This is a genomic window from Streptomyces sp. NBC_00659 (assembly GCF_036226925.1).
Classification (GTDB): Bacteria; Actinomycetota; Actinomycetes; order Streptomycetales; family Streptomycetaceae; genus Streptomyces.
In genome coordinates this window covers 8,488,884-8,505,864 of the sequence record NZ_CP109031.1, presented here as the reverse complement: position 1 = coordinate 8,505,864, position 16,981 = coordinate 8,488,884, and the positions used below count along the sequence as shown (strand labels likewise).

At 72.0% G+C, this 16,981-nt stretch carries 14 protein-coding genes and 1 pseudogene; 8 read left to right on the top strand and 7 right to left on the bottom strand.

Going from position 1 to position 16,981, the window contains the following annotated elements:
• Positions 1-79: 79 nt before the first annotated feature.
• The 3 genes and pseudogenes from OG410_RS37120 to OG410_RS42720 form a co-directional block, all read left to right on the top strand.
• Entirely contained in the window at positions 80-1,249 is a 1,170-nt protein-coding gene (locus OG410_RS37120) for a lactate 2-monooxygenase (protein ID WP_329303162.1), read from the top strand.
• Positions 1,246-2,220 carry a 2-hydroxyacid dehydrogenase gene (locus tag OG410_RS37115; protein ID WP_329303161.1) on the top strand — a complete coding sequence of 325 codons (975 nt, stop codon included), beginning with the start codon at positions 1,246-1,248 and terminating at the stop codon, positions 2,218-2,220. The genes OG410_RS37120 and OG410_RS37115 overlap by 4 nt, the downstream gene beginning before the upstream one ends.
• Before the next feature lie 123 nt (positions 2,221-2,343).
• Positions 2,344-2,460 (top strand): annotated as a pseudogene (locus OG410_RS42720) (helix-turn-helix domain-containing protein); the annotation flags it as partial.
• Between the two features lie 64 nt (positions 2,461-2,524).
• On the opposite strand, the gene tgmC reads toward OG410_RS42720, so the two are convergent.
• The 5 genes from tgmC to OG410_RS37090 all read right to left on the bottom strand — a co-directional run bounded on the left by tgmC (position 2,525) and on the right by OG410_RS37090 (position 5,710).
• On the bottom strand, positions 2,525-3,637 hold the full coding sequence (gene tgmC, locus OG410_RS37110; RefSeq protein WP_329303160.1) for an ATP-grasp peptide maturase system methyltransferase: 1,113 nt from the start codon (positions 3,635-3,637) through the stop codon (positions 2,525-2,527).
• Positions 3,634-4,584, bottom strand: coding sequence for an ATP-grasp ribosomal peptide maturase (gene tgmB / locus OG410_RS37105; RefSeq protein ID WP_329303159.1), 951 nt, complete (start codon positions 4,582-4,584; stop codon positions 3,634-3,636). Before tgmB ends, tgmC begins: the two co-directional genes overlap by 4 nt.
• Positions 4,581-4,874: a putative ATP-grasp-modified RiPP gene (tgmA, locus tag OG410_RS37100; RefSeq protein WP_329303158.1), complete on the bottom strand. Its 294-nt coding sequence runs from the start codon at positions 4,872-4,874 to the stop codon at positions 4,581-4,583. The genes tgmB and tgmA overlap by 4 nt, the downstream gene beginning before the upstream one ends.
• A gap of 144 nt (positions 4,875-5,018) precedes the next feature.
• The gene (locus OG410_RS37095) at positions 5,019-5,504 is read right to left on the bottom strand and encodes a DUF6415 family natural product biosynthesis protein (RefSeq protein ID WP_329303157.1); all 486 of its coding nucleotides are present in this window, start codon (positions 5,502-5,504) and stop codon (positions 5,019-5,021) included.
• The gene (locus tag OG410_RS37090) at positions 5,501-5,710 is read right to left on the bottom strand and encodes a hypothetical protein (RefSeq protein WP_329303156.1); all 210 of its coding nucleotides are present in this window, start codon (positions 5,708-5,710) and stop codon (positions 5,501-5,503) included. Before OG410_RS37090 ends, OG410_RS37095 begins: the two co-directional genes overlap by 4 nt.
• 205 nt (positions 5,711-5,915) lie before the next feature.
• Here OG410_RS37090 and OG410_RS37085 point away from each other — a divergent pair, with 205 nt between their 5' ends.
• Positions 5,916-7,364: a helix-turn-helix domain-containing protein gene (locus OG410_RS37085; protein ID WP_329303155.1), complete on the top strand. Its 1,449-nt coding sequence runs from the start codon at positions 5,916-5,918 to the stop codon at positions 7,362-7,364.
• A 10-nt stretch (positions 7,365-7,374) separates the two neighbouring features.
• Positions 7,375-7,866: a hypothetical protein gene (locus OG410_RS37080; RefSeq protein ID WP_329303154.1), complete on the top strand. Its 492-nt coding sequence runs from the start codon at positions 7,375-7,377 to the stop codon at positions 7,864-7,866.
• 264 nt (positions 7,867-8,130) lie between these two features.
• Here the strand turns inward: OG410_RS37080 and OG410_RS37075 are convergent, their stop codons facing one another.
• Positions 8,131-9,954 (bottom strand): RICIN domain-containing protein, encoded by a 1,824-nt coding sequence (locus tag OG410_RS37075; RefSeq protein ID WP_329303153.1) that lies wholly within the window; start codon positions 9,952-9,954, stop codon positions 8,131-8,133.
• Positions 9,955-10,750: 796 nt separating this feature from the next.
• Between OG410_RS37075 and OG410_RS37070 the strand changes: the two genes are divergently transcribed.
• The 3 genes from OG410_RS37070 to OG410_RS37060 all read left to right on the top strand — a co-directional run bounded on the left by OG410_RS37070 (position 10,751) and on the right by OG410_RS37060 (position 15,229).
• Positions 10,751-13,126, top strand: coding sequence for a SpoIIE family protein phosphatase (locus tag OG410_RS37070; RefSeq protein WP_329303152.1), 2,376 nt, complete (start codon positions 10,751-10,753; stop codon positions 13,124-13,126).
• Between the two features lie 286 nt (positions 13,127-13,412).
• Complete coding sequence (locus tag OG410_RS37065) at positions 13,413-14,681, top strand: arsenic transporter (protein WP_329304394.1); 1,269 nt, start codon at positions 13,413-13,415, stop codon at positions 14,679-14,681.
• 5 nt (positions 14,682-14,686) lie between these two features.
• Entirely contained in the window at positions 14,687-15,229 is a 543-nt protein-coding gene (locus OG410_RS37060) for a universal stress protein (protein ID WP_329303151.1), read from the top strand.
• A 137-nt stretch (positions 15,230-15,366) separates the two neighbouring features.
• On the opposite strand, the gene OG410_RS37055 is transcribed toward OG410_RS37060, so the two are convergent.
• Positions 15,367-16,884: a DUF2079 domain-containing protein gene (locus tag OG410_RS37055; RefSeq protein ID WP_329303150.1), complete on the bottom strand. Its 1,518-nt coding sequence runs from the start codon at positions 16,882-16,884 to the stop codon at positions 15,367-15,369.
• Between the last annotated feature and the right edge of the window lie 97 nt (positions 16,885-16,981).

The following is a 16,981-nucleotide window of genomic DNA, read 5'->3' as shown; positions in this document are numbered from 1 at the left end:
ACGGTGGACGGGACTTGTCACAGTCGCCAGGATCGTCGTCGTACAGCGCGGTCTCAGGGACGAGAGGCGGGACGTACGGATGGCGAAGCACTGGGCCGACTTCCAGTACGAGATCTATCTGAACGGAATGACGGGCGCCGTGCCGCGGCTGCCCACCGATCTGACGCGGCTGGAGGAGCTCACCGAGCAGCGGCTCGGCCCCGGTCCGGTCGGCTATGTGGCGGGAAGCGCGGGCGACGGCAGCACGGCGCGCGCCAACCGGGAGGCCCTCGGCCGGCGCCGGATCGTGCCGCGCATGCTGCGTGACGTCCACGAACGCGACCTGTCCGTCGAGGTGCTGGGGCGCCCGTTGCCCGCGCCGCTGGCGCTCGCGCCGATCGGCGTGCTGTCGATCATGCATCCGGACGCCGAGTGCGCCGCCGCACGGGCCGCCGCCGCGCAGGGCGTCCCGTACATCCTGTCCTCCGCCTCCAGCACCCCGATGGAGCAGGTCGCCGAGGCCATGGGGGACGGCGAGCGCTGGTTCCAGCTCTACTGGGCGAAGGACCGCGAGGTCACCCGCAGCTTCCTGGACCGGGCGAAGGCGGCCGGGTTCACCGCGCTGTTCGTCACGCTCGACACCCCGCTGCTGGCGTGGCGCCCGCGCGACCTCGACCAGGCGTACCTGCCGTTCCTGCACGGCGTGGGCACCGCCAACTACTTCTCCGACCCGGCGTTCCGGGCGGGTCTGGCCAAGCCGGTGCACGAGGACCCGAACGCGGCCGTGATGCACTTCGTGAGCATGTTCGCGGACCCCGGCAAGACCTGGCCGGACCTGGCCTTCCTGAGGGAGAACTGGGACGGGCCGATCGTCCTCAAGGGCATCCTGCACCCGGACGACGCCCGGCAGGCCGCCGAGGCCGGGATGGACGGCGTGGTGGTCTCCAACCACGGGGGCCGGCAGGTGGCGGGGTCCGTCGCCGCCGCCGACGCGCTGCCCCGCGTGGCGGCGGCGGTGGGCGAGAGGCTCACCGTGCTCTTCGACAGCGGCATCCGCACCGGCGACGACATCTTCAAGGCGCTCGCCCTCGGGGCGCGGGCGGTGCTCGTCGGACGTCCCTACGCCTACGGTCTCGGCCTCGACGGGCAGCCGGGTGTCGAACACGTCGTCCGCTGTCTGCTCGCCGAGTTCGATCTCACCCTCGCCCTGTCCGGACACGCCCGTCCCGCCTCCCTCGGCCCCGAGGACCTCATCGAGGAGACCGCATGACCGTCACCAAGAACGTGCTCGCCGTCGTCTCCGCGCATGTGGGCGGCCGTACGGCGGGAGCGGCGCTCGCCACCCTCTTCCCGGGGCAGGCCCGTGTCACCGTCGTGGAGACCACGGACGAGGACCCCGCCGCGCTGCGCGAGGCGCACGTCGTCGTCACCGGCCTCGGCCCCGTGACCGCCGGACACATCGCCGCCGCACCGGACCTGGAGCTGATCCAGTGCGCGAGCCACGGCTTCGACTACGTCGATCTGGACGCGGCGCGCGAGCGGGGCATACCCGTGTGCAACATCGGTTCCAGCGGCGCCGAGAAGCAGAACGTGGCCGAGCAGACCTTCGCCCTCATGCTCGCCCTGGCCAAGCAACTGGTGCCCGCCCACACCGCGTTGACCGAGGCGGACTGGGCGCTGCCCCGGCTCCAGCAGTCGATCACGGAGCTGTCCGGCAAGACGCTCGGGGTCGTGGGACTCGGCCACATCGGCGAGGAGGTCGCGCGGCGTGCGGTCGCGTTCGACATGAGCGTCGTCTACGCCGGGCCCACACGCGCGTCCGCCGAGACGGAGACCCGGCTCGGCGCCCGCCACGTCGAACTCGACGAACTGCTGCGCGTATCGGACTACGTCAGCCTGCACGCGCCGCTCACCGACGCGACCCGTCATCTCCTGAACGCCGAACGGCTCGCGCTGCTCAAGCCGACCGCGTTCGTCGTCAACACCTCGCGTGGCGCCCTGATCGACCAGGACGCCCTCGCGGACTCGCTGCACGCGGGCGCCCTCGCCGGAGCGGGCCTCGACGTCTTCGACCCCGAACCACCCACCCCGGCCCTGCGGTTGCTCAAGGCGCCGAACGTCGTGCTCTCCCCGCACGTCGCCGGTGTCACCCGCGAGACCCTCGTACGGATCGCGCTGGCCGCGGTCCAGAACGCCGCGGACTTCGTGGCGGGCAAGCCGCCCCAGGACGTGGTCTCGTAGCCCGGGCGACAGGCGACGACGGATCGGAGCCCTGCCTGATCGGCGCCCTGCTCAAGGGCGTACGGTCCGCCGGCGTCTTCCGGGACGCCGGCGGGCCGGGGGCTTTCAGGTGCCGCAGCCACCGGCATCGACCGCCGCATCCTCCAGCACATCGAGGCCGGCACCAGCGACCCTCGCTACAGCGACCTCCTGAGGATCGCCGCCGTCCTGGATCAGCGGGTCTCCGTCCTCGTCGACTGACGACACGACAAGACCCCGCCCATCCGCCACGGGGGAAGCAGACGAGCGGGGCCGACAATGGGGTCTACCAGGTGTAGGAGTGGCCGTCCGGGGTGACCCTGAGGGTGAACTCCTCCAGCGGAGGGCGGCCGGCGGAGAGCCAGCGCCCAAGGGCCTCCTCCGCGGCATCCCACAGGGCAACCGGGCCGTCCTGCCGCACGGTCCACCGGCTGCCCTCTTCGTAGACAGCAGCCCACGAACCGGTGTCGACGTCGACCAGGACGTGCTCGTGGCGCCCGTTCTGCTCCGACGTCAGGCGCTGCGCGCACGGAACGGCGTCCTGGACGACGAACCGGGCCGTCCAGTCGTTCAGGACGTCGACGCCAAGGACGGCCTCCCGCTCTTTGCCCGCGCCGAGATCAGGCAGTAGCCCGAGCGGCGGTGCCAGGTGCGGCCGGGCGAGCATGAAGCTGACCTGACCGCTGAGCAGCGGCCCGCTCGCCGTCCCGTCGTCGTGCACCGTCAGCCGGGCCAGGCTGGAGGACGCCAGCCATCCGCCGACAGTGGCCAGGATCAGCCCGCCGGGTCGCGTCTGCTCGATCCATGACTGAGGAACGGTGCGGACCCCGCACGTCGCGATCACCCGGTCGTACGGGGACTTCGCAACGTGGCCCAGCAGACCGTCTCCCGTGACGAGTGTGGGGTACAAGCCGAGTCGACCGAGGGCCGTTTGCGCACGGGCGGCCACGTCCTCGTCGTACTCGACCGACGTGACGCAGTCCTCGCCGAGGCGCCGGCAGAGCACGCCGGTGGAGTAGCCGGTCCCCGTGCCGATCTCCAGCACGCGCATCCCGTCCTCGACTTGGAGCTCTTCGAGCATGCGGAGCACGAGGGAGGGCAGCGTGCTGGAACTGGTGGGCGAGCGCATGATCTCGCCGCAGATGTCGGCCGGAACGATGGTGCCGGCGATCTGGGTGACCAGCGACTCGTCTTCGTAGCAGGCGTCGAGCCACCTGGGGTCGTCCTCCAGGATCGGCGCCCAGGCCGAGGGAGAGCCGCTGACCCGGCGGAAGAATCCGCCCCGCAGGAACTCGTGCCGCGGGACCGCCGCGGCGGCTTGCTTCCACGGCGCGGTGCGCAGACTGCCGTTCGCGGTCAGTGTGCTGACGAGTTGCTGGAGCAGTGCCTGATCGCTCACGTCGTCCTCTCCAAAAGGAGGTCTGCCAGGGCTGCACGCATCGGCAGGCCCGTCTCGGACTCCAGCCAGTACCACTGGCCGGACGGGTTGCACTCCAGAAACCACCATTGCTGCTCACGGTCGACGGCGAAGTCGAAAGCGCCGAAGACGAGCCCGAAGTGGCGCAGATAGCTGCGCAGCGCCTGTTCGATGCCCGGTGGCGGCTGGACGACGGTGTAGGTGAGGCGGCTGTAGTCGGTGCGCCAGTCGAGCAGGTCGGAGTCGATCCGCACGCAGAAGACGCGGTCACCGATGACGGTCACCCGGATGTCGCCGGTCTTGGGCACGCGCTGTTGGAACAGGTGGGCCGTCCCTGCCACGTCGTCGTCGACCTCGTCGGCCGAGACTTCGGCGACCTTCACAACGGACGACGCCCCGTCGACGAGGTAGACCGGATTGTGGAGCGGCTTGTAGATGACCGGCATGTGCCGCTTGATGAAGGCCCGGGTGGCATCGGGACTCGAAGTGATGAGCGTGGGCGGTACGTCGAAGCCGGCCGCGACGGCGGCGGCCAGCCCGGCGGGCTTGAACTCCGCGTCGCCGATGCGGTGCGGGTGGTTGACGTACAGACAGCCGGGCAGGGAGGCCAGCACTCCCCCGACTCCGTACCTCGCCTGGGTGACGGCGAACCGGGCGTCCTGCTCGTCGAGATGTGGGAAGGCGAACCCGGAGGGGCGCCGGTAGTACAGGGATCGGATGCTTGCGAGGTCGGCGGTCCGGGACGGGGTGCTGATGGTCCCCTGGATGCCGTGAGCGGTGATCTCAGCCTCCACCGAAAGTGACCCGGGGAAGTCCCCGGAGTCGAGCCGCACGACCGGGACACCCCGGTCGTGCAGCTCGGTGATCACCACGTCGGCGGTGGGGTCGTACAGGGCGGTGACGACCAGCACCGGACGCGGATCGGTCACTGGTCGGAGTCGCTCCCGCTGTCGCTGTCCTGCGTCGAACCGTTGCCGTCGGGGCTGGTCCCCGTGGACGGGGAGGTCCCCGTGCTGGTGCCGTGGCCGGGCATCTCCATGACCCGCCCGCCGCCGTCGAAGAATCGGGCGGTCTGGGTGGCAGGGTCGAGGTCGGCGTGCGCGTAGGCCGGCGCCATCGTCGGGTACGGCGCCATGCGCTGAATGCCCCACGGTGTCGGAGTGACGCTGCCGGACGGAACCGGCGACGAGGCCGGGAGGCGGTCGGAGTGGACGAACACTGTTGCTCCTCTGTCTGAAGCGAGTTGATGGCGAGACCCGGCCCGCCAGCGCCTTCCGGGACGCCGGCGGGCCGAGCGAATGTGGGTGCGGCCCTGACCCGAACGGCCGCCATAGGGCCCCGTACGCCGGGGCGGGCGGCCGAACTAGCGGCGGGGGCGCGGCGCGTCGACGCAGTCGGGGTGCACGCGGGCGGTGATCGCCCCGGCCGAGTTGCTGACCTGGTCCAGCGGTACGGCGTCGTCGGGACGGCGGATCGCACGGTCGCAGGCGACGCACATGACCTGGCCCGTCAGACTCTCGAAGTGGTCGCACAGCGCGATAAGGGAGCGCGCCAGCTTCCGCGCGTACGCCACGTCCCCGCCGAGGCCCATCGCGGGCCGGGCCCGGAGCTTGCCCCGGGCCTCCCCGACACACGCGAGCGCGCAGTACCGGGGGATGTCGTCACGGTGCAGTCGGCCGGCCAGTTCCTCGACCTCCGGAATCAGCGCGGTCATGTGCCCGCGCAAGGTCTCCGTCAGCGCTGGCACTTCGAGTCCGGTGGGCAGGTCCTCCGAGGGCGGCAGCAGTGCGGCGATCGTCTGCCGCATCACGTCCACGTCCACATTGTCGCGTCGGGTCTCGGTGTTCACCGACCGACTCCCGTCCGGCGGTGGAGCGGGCAGACGCAGTCGGGGAACAGCGTCCCCAGGGCCACCGGGTCGGGCTGGTAGTCGTACGGCACGACGACCGTAGCGCGCGGCCGGGTCACAACTCCTGTACGGCTGACGGTGTAGACGCTGAGCGTCATCTTCGCGGAGGCTTCGCGTCCGTCTCCCGAAGCTCTACTCTCTGTCATGTCGACGCTCCCTCACAGGTTTGAGCGTTGGCCACGCCCCCGGGACCGGTCGCTCGGTCGCCGGGGTGCGATGTCTATGCATCGAGAGTCGTCTTCCGCGGTTAGCTCCGGGATGACCGGCGGGGGTTACCGAGGCGGTAATACGCTCGTTCCTGGTTCGGAACAGGTCACCGCAGCGCGTACGATCACCCCGGAAGTTGGCCCGATGGATGCCACCACCCCCGGCCCACTCGACCCTGACCTCCTCGATCGAGATGACGTCAGGCGAGCTCTGGCAGAACACGACTTCGCAGCAGCCTTCGCCCTGATCAAGAAGTGGGGCGGACTGTCTCAGAACCGGATCGCCGTCGCCTGCCAGCTCACCCCCGGCAAGGTCTCCACGATCATCAGCGGGCAGCAGCACATCACCAGCTTCGACGTCATCTGCCGCATCGCCGACGGATTACGCATCCCCGGGCGCATGGTCGGCTTGGCCGACCGCCCCTGGGAGACCCGTCCTCAACCCGACCCGCCAGACCCACCTCCACCGGCCTCACGGTCTTCCGACGGCGCATCCTGGCGCCCCTCAGCGACCGTTCATCTGGCCGCTGACCTGACCAGGAGTGACCTCGTGATGGACCGCCGCACGGCAGCGCGCACAGTCGCCGGCGCCGCCATCTTCGGCGCCACCCTCCTCGACTCCCTGGAAGCCTGGCTCCAACACCCTCCAGCCGCGGACCCAGCCGTCCGGCGCGGCAGGATCGGGCGCCGAGAGGTCCAGGAACTCGAAGCCACGGCACGGGCGTTCCGCGCCTGGGACCACAAGTACGGTGGCGGTCTGCGCCGAAAGGCCGTCGTCGGCCAGCTGAACGAGGTGGCCGGCCACCTCGACGAGCACCAGGTGCCCCCTATCGAGCAGGCCCTGTTCCGGGTGATGGCGCAGCTCGGCGGCGTCGCGGCCACCATGGCCTGGGATTCCGGACTCCACAAGCAGGCCCAGAACTACTATCTACTCGCGCTCCGCGCCGCGCACGCGGGCGGTGACGCATGCTTCGGCGCCAACGTGCTGGCCGGAATGGCCCGGCAAATGCTGTACACCGACAGGCCACAGGACGCTCTCGAACTCATCCGCCTGGCACAGAAGGGTGCACGCGCCTCGGCCGGTCCCCGCGTCCGGGCCATGCTGCACACCCGCGAGGCGTGGGCCTATGCAGCCATGGGCCGGACCGCCGCCTTCGAACGGGCGACCCAGGAGGCAGCCGAAGTCCTCGCTGAATCTCCGGGCGCCGAAGAACCGTACTGGATCGCCTACTTCAACGAGGCGGAGTTCGCCGGAGTCACCGGCGGCAGGCTCCTCGACATGGCCCGGCACAACCCCCACAAGCACGCTGAGGCTGCCGCCGCGAGCATCCGCAACGCTCTCACAACCCGCGGCGCGGAAGCAGGCCGCAGTCACGCCCTGGACCTCATCGGGCTGGCTGAATGCCACTTCCTGGTGGGCGACGTGACCGGGGCAGTCGAGCAGACCCACAGGGCCGTCGACGCGGCGGCAGACACCCGGTCGGGCCGGGTCCGCATGCAACTCGGCCAGCTCTACCCGTACACAGTGGGTCGATCGACCTCAAGTACGGTCAGCGAAGCGCGGGCCAGACTCCGCGAAGTCCTCTCCACCTGAAAGGAACACAGTGGCCACGATCGCCGTGACCGGGCACATGGATCTCACCGAGGACAGCGTGCCTCTGGTGCGGGACGCTCTGCGAGAAGTGTTGAAGCCGCACGCGGCGTCCGGCGACCTGGTCGGCCTCTCGTGCATCGCAAAGGGCGCCGATTCGATCTTCGCCGAGGTCGTCCTGGAACTCGGCGGCAGCCTGGCTGTGGTCGTCCCGTCCGCGGACTACCGCGAGAACAAGGTGAAGCCCGACCACGCCGAGACCTTCGACCGGCTCACCGCGGCCGCCGACCAGATCGACGTCCTCGACCATGACACGGCCGACAGGGCCGCGTACGAGGACGCGAACCGCACGCTCCTCGGGCGCGCGGATCATCTCGTTGCCGTCTGGAGCGGCGAACCGCCGAGCGGTAAGGGCGGAGGTACCGCAGACACCGTCCTTGAGGCCCGTGCGGCCGGTCTGCCTGTCGATGTCGTCTGGCCGGAGGGCGCCGCCCGGAGGATCTGACACAGCAGAGCCGCCCGCAACTCCCCCGTGGCGGGCGGCCCGTGTCCGGTGTCCAGAGATCAAGTTCGGTACCGGTACACAGCGCTCTTGGCCGCTGAGCTACACCTGCCGAAGCCGGCGGCGGGATTCGAACCCGCGTCTCCCGATTTACAGTCGAAGTAACCGGCACCTGCGCACCTGGACGCGCCTACCGTAGCCGCGCCACCGCCGCCGGGCACGGGGTTTTTCTACCGCAGCCGCCACCCGACCCTGTTCAGGAACTTCTCAGGGGCGTTCGGTCCGCCAGCGCTGGATGTCGGAGTAGTCGCGGACCTTGACCACGATGTCGGCACCGGGGTCCGTGGACACGGGTGCGACGGCCAGTCCGTCGCGCCCGCGGGACAGCAACTCGCCCTCGTCGGTGAGGTCGTAGCGCATGTCCTCGCGCCGCTCCTCGTCCCCGTCGGCACAGCGGCCGAGGAGCAGGACACCGTCGTCGGCACGTGCGTCGAGGCAGAGCCCGGTGCTCGCGACGCTGCGCAGCAGTCCGTCCCGCTCGTACACCCATTGCTGGGTCCAGGCGGACGAGCACACGTCCAGCGTGGCCTCGGCGCCTTCCACGGCCCTGGCGTCCCGCAGGTCGAGGCACAGGTCGGCGTCCACGTTGCGCAGCCGGGTCCGCTCGCCCTTGGAGGCCACTTCGGCCGCGGTGGACGGCGTGGACATCACGGGCGGGACCTGAGAACCCTGGGCCGGTGACAGCGTCCGGCTGCTGCTCGCTCCGATGGCGGCGGCGGAGTCGGTGCCGCCCTCCTCGTTCGGCCACAGACTGACCGCGAGGACTGTCGCCAGCAGCGCGGCCGACAGACCGGCCCCGGTGACCAGGGCCTGCTGGGACACCTCGGCCGGCCTGGCGGCCCGTCGCCCCGTCGACGCGGTCAAGGGCTGCGGACGACGGCGCCCGCCCGCGCCGGGGCGTCCGCCGCCCGCCGGGCTCGCTCCGCCTTCGGCGCGCCCCTCCCTGCCACGGCGTCCGCCCGCGCCTGCTCGGCCACGGCCCGCCGGGGTCTCGCCGCTCTCCGCGCGACCACGGCCCGCGGGGATCTCGCCGCTCTCCGCGCGAAGCACGTCGTCTCCGGAGCGCGCGTCCTTCCCGGTCCGCTCGCCGCCCGCCGGGCGTCCGTCGTCCGGGAGACGTCCGTCGTTCCCGGAGCTCTCACCGCCGCGCTGCCGCCTGCCCCGGAACCGGGAGACGCTGCGCGGGCGCAGTCCCTGCCGTCCGCGTGCCCGGCGGGAGTCGTAGTAGCGGCGGGCGCCCCAGCCGAGCACGGACTCGGCGATCAGAAGCCCCAACCCACCCTCGAAATGGCTGAGTTGTGCTGCCGCGTACCGGCAGTAGGAGCACTCCGAAAGGTGCTCCTGGACATCCGGCAGCAGGGCTCCGCCGCGCCGGATCGGCGCGTCGAGGAGCCGGTTGTGGAAACCGCATTCCCTGGTCGGGGCGAATTCCAGATGCGCCCGCAGACAGGCCTGGCGGAATTGCTCGCGGGCCTGTTCCCAGGCGGCGACCGCGATGGGCTCCTCCATGCCCAGAAGTCCGGCCGGCACGGACAGCGACTCGTCCTCCACCTCGGTGTGCCACAACAGGCATCGGGCGACGCCCGGAAGACCGAGGAAAGCGTGTTCGGCGAGCTTGCGGTTCTCCGCCGTCATGGACTTCGCCGCGCGCATTCCGCGGCCGCCCGCGGGTTTCCTCAAAGCCGGCAGGGCCTCCGACATCCGGTCGTCCGCGGCCCAGGTCCGGACCGTGTCCCGCACCGTGACGAGGAGTTGGGGCCGCAGCGCGAGAGCATGCCCACCCTCTCCGAGGCCGTCGAGGACGTGACGGAAGGAGGCCTCGGTGACCATGGAGGCGACCTGCGAGGACGTGGCGAGGCAGATCACCGCGTAGTCGTAGGCCGGCCGCCAGTGCCGGGCTGTCAGCAGGGCGACGGGACGAGTGCTGTCGGCCTCCTCCCCGTCTCTCAGCACGGCGGCGAGGTCCTCGTCGGACTCGCCGAAATATCCGCCGGGCGGACGGTCGGGCAGCGGCGGGTGGGGGGTGCGCACGGGAGCGGGTTCCTTCCGAGGTGCATGGGGCACACAGGACGTGCTTGCCCGTCGAAAAGGAGTCCCGATTGGTGTGGACCTTTTGACGGAGCGCCGGGAGAACGGCCGGGGACGAAGGCCGTGCGGCGACCGTCGCTCAGGGAGCTTCTTGAGCTCGTCGACAGCCGGGAATGGCGAACAGCGATTCAGACCCGGCCCTTGACCAAGCGCGGGAGGCTCACCCTCGCACAACACACTCGTCACCAACAAGGCGCACGAGCCAGATCAGCCTTATTGAAAACATGTCAAAAGCGAACGACGACTCGGAGGACCGTCCGGCTTTCGGCATTTCATGCGCCCCGTGTGAACCGTGCGCACACACCGGCTTCTCACGCACGCTCCCCGCTCACCCGGCTCCGCGGTCCACTGGGACCGGCCCTTCTCGAAGGCCCCGCGCGGGACGGCGGGCGCTCCCACGCGAAACCGGCCGCCGACCCCGCTCCTCCCGTCCTCGGTCGGCGGCCCCGGGGCCATTTCAGGGGGCCTTGCATTCGCGCCGCATTACGGCAAACACCCACGAACAAGCGGATTCTGACGGAGGAATTCGGGCCCACGGATCCGGCTGACGCCGGCCCGGCGCTCACTTCCGTCCCGCGAGCCGCATCGGCCGCGAAGGCGCGGCGCGCGGGCCGTCCGCTACGAATGGCTGTCCGGACCCTCCGCGTTCGAGGGTGCTCGAGTCGGCCCAGCCACTAGTCTGGAACCCGGACGACGCGCTTGTTCACTGTGAGTGTGCGCACAAGGGAAAGTGGCGACGATGAGCCCGGTCCACCCTCTCGACGAGGCCGCCACCGCACGGGCGGTCATCGACGGGAACGGCACCCTGATCCACTGGAGCGAGGGCGCCCGTCGGCTCCTCGGCTACTCCCCCGAGGAGGTCGAGGGCCGCCCGGCGGCCGATCTCCTGGCCCCCGGGAGCACGGGCCCGCTCCCGGAGGCCGGCGTCGACCGCCGGTACGGAGTACTCGCCCTGCGCCACCGCGACGGCCGGGTCCTGCCCGTGTGGCTGCTCGCCCACCGCCTGGAGCGGGGCGAGGACTGGCTGGTGCTCACCCCTCTGGAGGGCCGGGAGCCCCGCACCCTGGAGGACCCGCTCGTCCGCGCCGTCCTCGCGCAGGCTCCCTGCGCCATAGCCGTCTACGACGAACGGCTGCGTTTGTACGGCCTCAACGACGCGATGTGCGAGGTCGTCGGCCTGCCGGAGGAGCGCATCCGGGGTCTGCGGGTCTCCGAGCTCGGCTCCCGGCGGGCCGGCGAGGAGCTGGAGCGCGAGATGGCCGAGGTCCTGGCCTCCGCACTCCCGCGCGCCGTCGCGACGTACGCGCGCGCCGACGGCGAGGACCGGCCGCGGCACTGGCTCGCGCGGATCGCCCCGCTCACCGACACCCATGGACGCGTGATCGGCGTGTCCGTGGCCGCGCACGACTTCACCGAGCAGTACCGGGCCCGCGAGCGGCTCCAGCTGGTCAACGAGGCGAGCATGCGCATCGGCACCACCCTCGACGTCCCCCGGACGGCCCAGGAGCTGGCCGACGTCTGCGTACCCGCCCTGGCCGACTTCGTCAGCGTCGATCTGCTGGACCCCCCGGAGAACGGAGGCGAGTACGACGTCGAACCGCCGGCCGCCCCGGTCACGCTCCGCCACGCCGCCCACCGGTCGGTGAACGAGGGCAGCCCGGAGGCCGTCCTCGAACCCGGCGACATCGACGTCTATCCCGCGTCCTCCCCGCAGGCCGACTCGCTGATCGCAGGCCGGCCCCTCGTCGCGCCGAACGCGAGCGGCACGCTGGAGGAATGGCTGAGCTCGGACGGGCCGCGCGGCAGACACGTCCGGGAGTACGGCGTCCACGCCACCATGTCGGTGCCCGTCCGGGCCCGGGGCCGGACCCTCGGGGTCGTCGTCCTCAGCCGGTTCCGGCGGCGCGACCCCTTCACCGCCGACGACGTGCTGCTCGCCGAGGAGGTCACGGCCAGGGCCGCCGTCTGCATCGACAACGCCCGCCGCTTCTCCCGCGAGCGGCAGACCGCGCTGGCCCTCCAGCGCAGCCTCCTGCCCCAGTCCCTCCCCCGGACAGCGGCCCTGGAGATGGCGTCGCGCTATCTGCCCGCGGCGCGTGCCGGGGTCGGCGGCGACTGGTTCGACGTGATCCCGCTGTCCGGGATGCGGGTCGCCATGGTCGTCGGCGATGTCATCGGCAACGGCATCCAGGCCTCGGCGACCATGGGCCGGCTGCGCACCGCCGTCCGCACCCTCGCCGACATCGATCTGGCCCCGGACGAGCTGCTCACCCACCTCGACGACCTCGTCGTACGGCTGTCCGCCGAGGCCGGGGCCGAGGAGACCACCGGAGAAGTGGGCGCCACCTGCGTCTACGCGGTGTACGACCCGGTCTCCCGGCGCTGCACGCTCGCCAGCGCGGGCCATCCGCCGCCCCTCGTCCTGCCGCCGGACGGACCGCCCCGGCAGATCGACGTGCCGCCCGGTCCGGCGCTCGGCCTGGGCGGGCTGCCCTTCGAGTCGGTCGAGCTCGAACTGCCCGAGGGCACGGTGCTCGCGCTGTACACGGACGGCCTGCTGGAGAGCCGCGACCGGGACGTCGACGCCGGCCTGCGGCTGTTCTGCCGGGCCCTGGAGGAGTCGTCGCGGCATCTGGAGGGGGCGGCCCACGCGATCCTCAAGGCGCTCCTTCCCGCGGGCGGCGCGCCGGACGACGTGGCGCTGCTGCTCGCCCGTACCCAGGGGCTCGCCGCGTCCGACGTGGCGACCTGGGACATCCCCGCCGACCCCGCCCTCGTCGCACCGATCCGCAAACAGGTCGCCGGTCAGCTGGAGATCTGGGGCCTGACCGTGGCCACCTTCACGGCCGAGCTGGTGGTCAGCGAACTGGTCACCAACGCCATCCGCTACGGCGAACCGCCCATTCGGCTGCGGCTCATCCACGACGCCGAGACCCTGATCTGCGAGGTCTCGGACAGCAGCCACACCGCGCCGCATCTGCGCCGGGCGAAGACCTTCGACGAGGGTGGTCGCGGGCTGCTCCTGGTCGCCCAGCTCACCCAGCGCTGGGGCAGCCGGCACACCCCGGAGGGCAAGACCATCTGGGCGGAGCTGTCCCTCCTCGGCGAGGAGTGAGGACCCCACCGGGACGGAGCCGGAGCGGGGCCGCGGCACGAGGGAGGGCGTTCAGGGGCCGGGCGTGCGGTGTCTGATGTGATGAGGGTGCCGCCATCACCGCCCGGAGGACACCATCCTGTACAGCCCGCTCGTCCAAGGTCTCCCCGGCGCGGCCGGCACCAGGTTCACCGGAGCGTTCTCCGCCGGGCCCGGTACCCGGCTCGCCGAGGCCTTCTCCGCCGGACCCGGTACCCACCTTCCCGCGCCGCACCTCGGCGGTGCCGCCACCTCCGGCACCGCGACGCTGGCCGCCGCACTCGGCAGCCCGCTCGCCGAGGCACTGTCCGCCGTCCTGCTCACGGCCGTCCTCGTGTGCGCGGTCGTACGGCCTTTCAACTGGCCGGAGGCGGTCGTGGCCGTGCCCGCCGCGGGGCTGGTCCTGGCCACCGGGGCGATCTCCTGGGACCACGTCCGCGCCGAGGCCGCCCATCTGGGTCCGGTGATCGGCTTCCTCGCGGCGGTCCTCGTCCTGGCCAAGTTCTGCGACGACGAGGGGCTGTTCCAGGCGTGCGGCGCCTGGATGGCCCGCTGGGCCGCGGGGCAGCCGGGCCGGCTGCTGACCGCGGTGTTCGCGCTCGCCTCGGCGATCACGGCGGTGCTCAGCCTGGACGCCACCATCGTGCTGCTGACGCCCGTCGTGTTCGCGACGGCGGCGCGGATGGGGGCCCGCCCGAAACCGCATGTGTACGCGTGCACCCACCTGTCGAACACCGCCTCGCTGCTCCTTCCCGTCTCCAACCTCACCAACCTCCTCGCGTTCACCGCGAGCGGTCTGAGCTTCACCCGGTTCGCCGCGCTGATGGTGCTGCCCTGGCTGGTCGCGATCGGCGCCGAGTACGTGGTCTTCCGGCGTTTCTTCGCCCGTGACCTTGCGGCGGGCGCACTCCCCCAGCAGGCGGAGGAGCCACCGGACCTGCCGCTGTTCGCCCTGATCACCGTCGGCTGCACCCTGGCCGGTTTCGTCCTCGCCTCGGCCGTCGGCGTCGACCCGGCCTGGTCCGCCGCCGCGGGGGCGCTCGTCCTGGCCGGGCGGGCTCTCCTCCGCCGCCGCACCACCCCGCTCACCGTGGTGCGCGCCGCCGCGCCGTCCTTCCTCGCCTTCGTCCTCGCACTCGGCATCGTCGTCCGCGCGGTCGTCGACAACGGGCTGGCCGACGCCCTCGACGGCCTCCTCCCGGAGGGCGGATCACTGGCGGCGCTGCTCGGCGTCGCCGCGATCGCCGCCGTCCTGGCCAACCTGATCAACAACCTGCCCGCGGTCCTCGTCCTGCTGCCACTGGCCGCCGACTCGGGCGCGGGCGCGGTGCTGGCCGTCCTGCTCGGCGTCAACATCGGGCCCAATCTGACGTACGCGGGTTCCCTCGCGACGCTGCTGTGGCGACGTATCGTGCATCAGCACGAACACGGCGTCGACCTCAAGGAGTTCACCCGGCTGGGCGTGATCGCCGTACCCGCGGCGCTGGTGCCCGCCGTACTGGCGCTGTGGGGCTCGCTCCACGTCATCGGAGGCTGATGGGCATGCGGGTGGTCGTCTGGCTGGTCGAGGGAACATGGCCCGCGTGCGTGGACGCCGTGCGCACGCACGCCCCCGGGGCCACCGACGTGGTGCTGCTGCATGTCGCCGACCCCGCCGTGCCCGGTCTCGCGCACGGCGCCTTCGCGGGGCTTCTCGGACGCGGACGCGCCGAGCCCGATCCTGGCGACCTCCTGGAGACCCTCGGCACGGTCTCCGGGGCCGAGCTCCTCGACGCGGCGGCCCGGCGGCTCGGGAGCCCGGCGACACGTCTGGAGCGCACCGGCCGGGTGGAGCGGGAGGTCGTGGCGGCGGCCGGGGACGCCGGTCTGCTCGTCCTGGCCCGCGACGGCGACCGCAGCCGGCTCGGCCCGCACAGCCTCGGACCGGCCGGACGCTTCGTCGTCGACCACGCCCCCTGCCCGGTGCTGCTCGTGTGGCCCGAACCGGCACCGGACGTCACGACGTTGCCGCCTCCGCCCCCGCATCCGCCGCACCACCCGGATCATCCGCACCATCCCGATCACCCGCACCGCCCTCATCCCTGAGAAGCTGCGCCCGGTGCTACCTCCGGGTTATGGGCCCGGCGAGCTGCCGAGCTGCTCCGCGATCGTCCTCACCGCCGGCGCCCTCGGCACCTTCCCGGCGGACACCACCGGACAGGCGTCGCCGGTCTGCGGCTCTGTCAGGGCCGCCGCTGCAGGAGAACGTAGCCGTCCTGGTCCGCGACGGTCCGGTAGCGGCCGTTGTTCCGGACCTCGGACAGCAGCCTGCGGTCGTCGTCGGGTGAGATCGGCCAGCCCTGCGGCTGCGCGCTGTCGTCGATGATCCACTCCGGGTCGAGACGGCTGTCCCCCAGGCCGAACACCCTGACCAGGGTGCGGTTGGTGAGCTGCGGGACCAGCCGGTTGGAGGCGGCGACGGTCGCGCCGTCCGGGATGCGGTCCATCAGCCGCCGGGCGGTCGCGAGCCGGGGGCCGGTGTGCCAGGTGGCGGGCCGCGTCAGCTGCCACAGCGGGAACTGGGGCAGCAGGAGCACGGTGACGGCCGCGCTCGCCGCCAGCGCGTACCGCACCGGGCCGGGCCGGGTCAGCGCGTCGACGAAGGCGGCGAACAGCACCGGCATCAGGACCGCGCTGTAGTGGTAGCCGGTTCCCCAGTAGGCCTGGTTGTCCGACGCGAAGCGCCACAGGAGCGTCGGCACGGCCGCCCACAGGAGCGGGGAGCGCACGGCCAGGAACCCGGTCACGGACAGCAGGGCCAGCACCGTCAGCGCCTTGGTGTCCGGGGTGACCAGTCCCACCGTGTAGTGGAGGAGCAACTCGCCGACGCCCGGCGTGGCGGACCCCGCGCCGGGCACGCTGGAGGTGTAGGCGAACGTGCCACCGGGGTTGAACGCCGGTATCACGACCAGCATCTCCAGGAAGGACCCGAGCACTCCGGCCAGGAACAGGGCACTCCCCGTCCGGCGGTGGTCGTGATCGCCGGTGCGCGCGATCAGCAGACCCACGACCGCGACGGTCAGCCCGAGATCCTCCTTCACCAGCAGCAGCGGAAGCGCCCACAGGGCCGCGGCACGCGCCCGGCCACGGCCCACCGCCGTCAGGGAGAACGCCAGCAGCGGCACGGCGAAGCACACCTCGTGGAAGTCGAATCCGACCGCCTGTGCGACACCCCAGGAGGCGCCGTGGCCGAGACCGACCACCAGCGCCGCCCGCCGGCCGCGTGCCTCCTCGGCCCACCTGGCCAGGGGTATCACCGCCACCGCGAACAACGCAGCCTGCGCCACCAGCAGGGTCACCGGCGTCGGCCAGACCCGGTACAGCGGTGCCAGCAGGGCCATCACGGGCGAGAAGTGGTCGCCGAGCAGCGGGAACCCCGGTCCCTTGAGCTCGGCCACCGGCAGGTGCCCGTGCGCGTAGGACCGCACCGCCTGCTCGAAGATCCCCAGGTCGTAACCGGTGGTCAGCATCCGCTGGTGCAGCCGCACGGACAGCGCCGTGTACGTCACGAAGCACACCAGGGCGAGAGTCAGCGCGGTCGCCCAGCCGGGGGCACCCCCCGACGGCCGGGCCGTTCCGGCGGCGGGCCCGGCCGCGTCGTCGCGGGACGGGGAGAGGAGCGCGGGCAGGCGGGTCGGCATGTCGGGCCTTTCGTCCGGCGGATCACCGATACGGCGCTCGCCGCGCGGGTGGGGCCGCACGGCGAGCGCCTTTCTGGGGGCTCGGACACCGTGCCGGAGAGCCGCTGACCGGGGCCTGACCGAACCTGACGAAGCGATCAGGGAGCCGCCGGAAGCC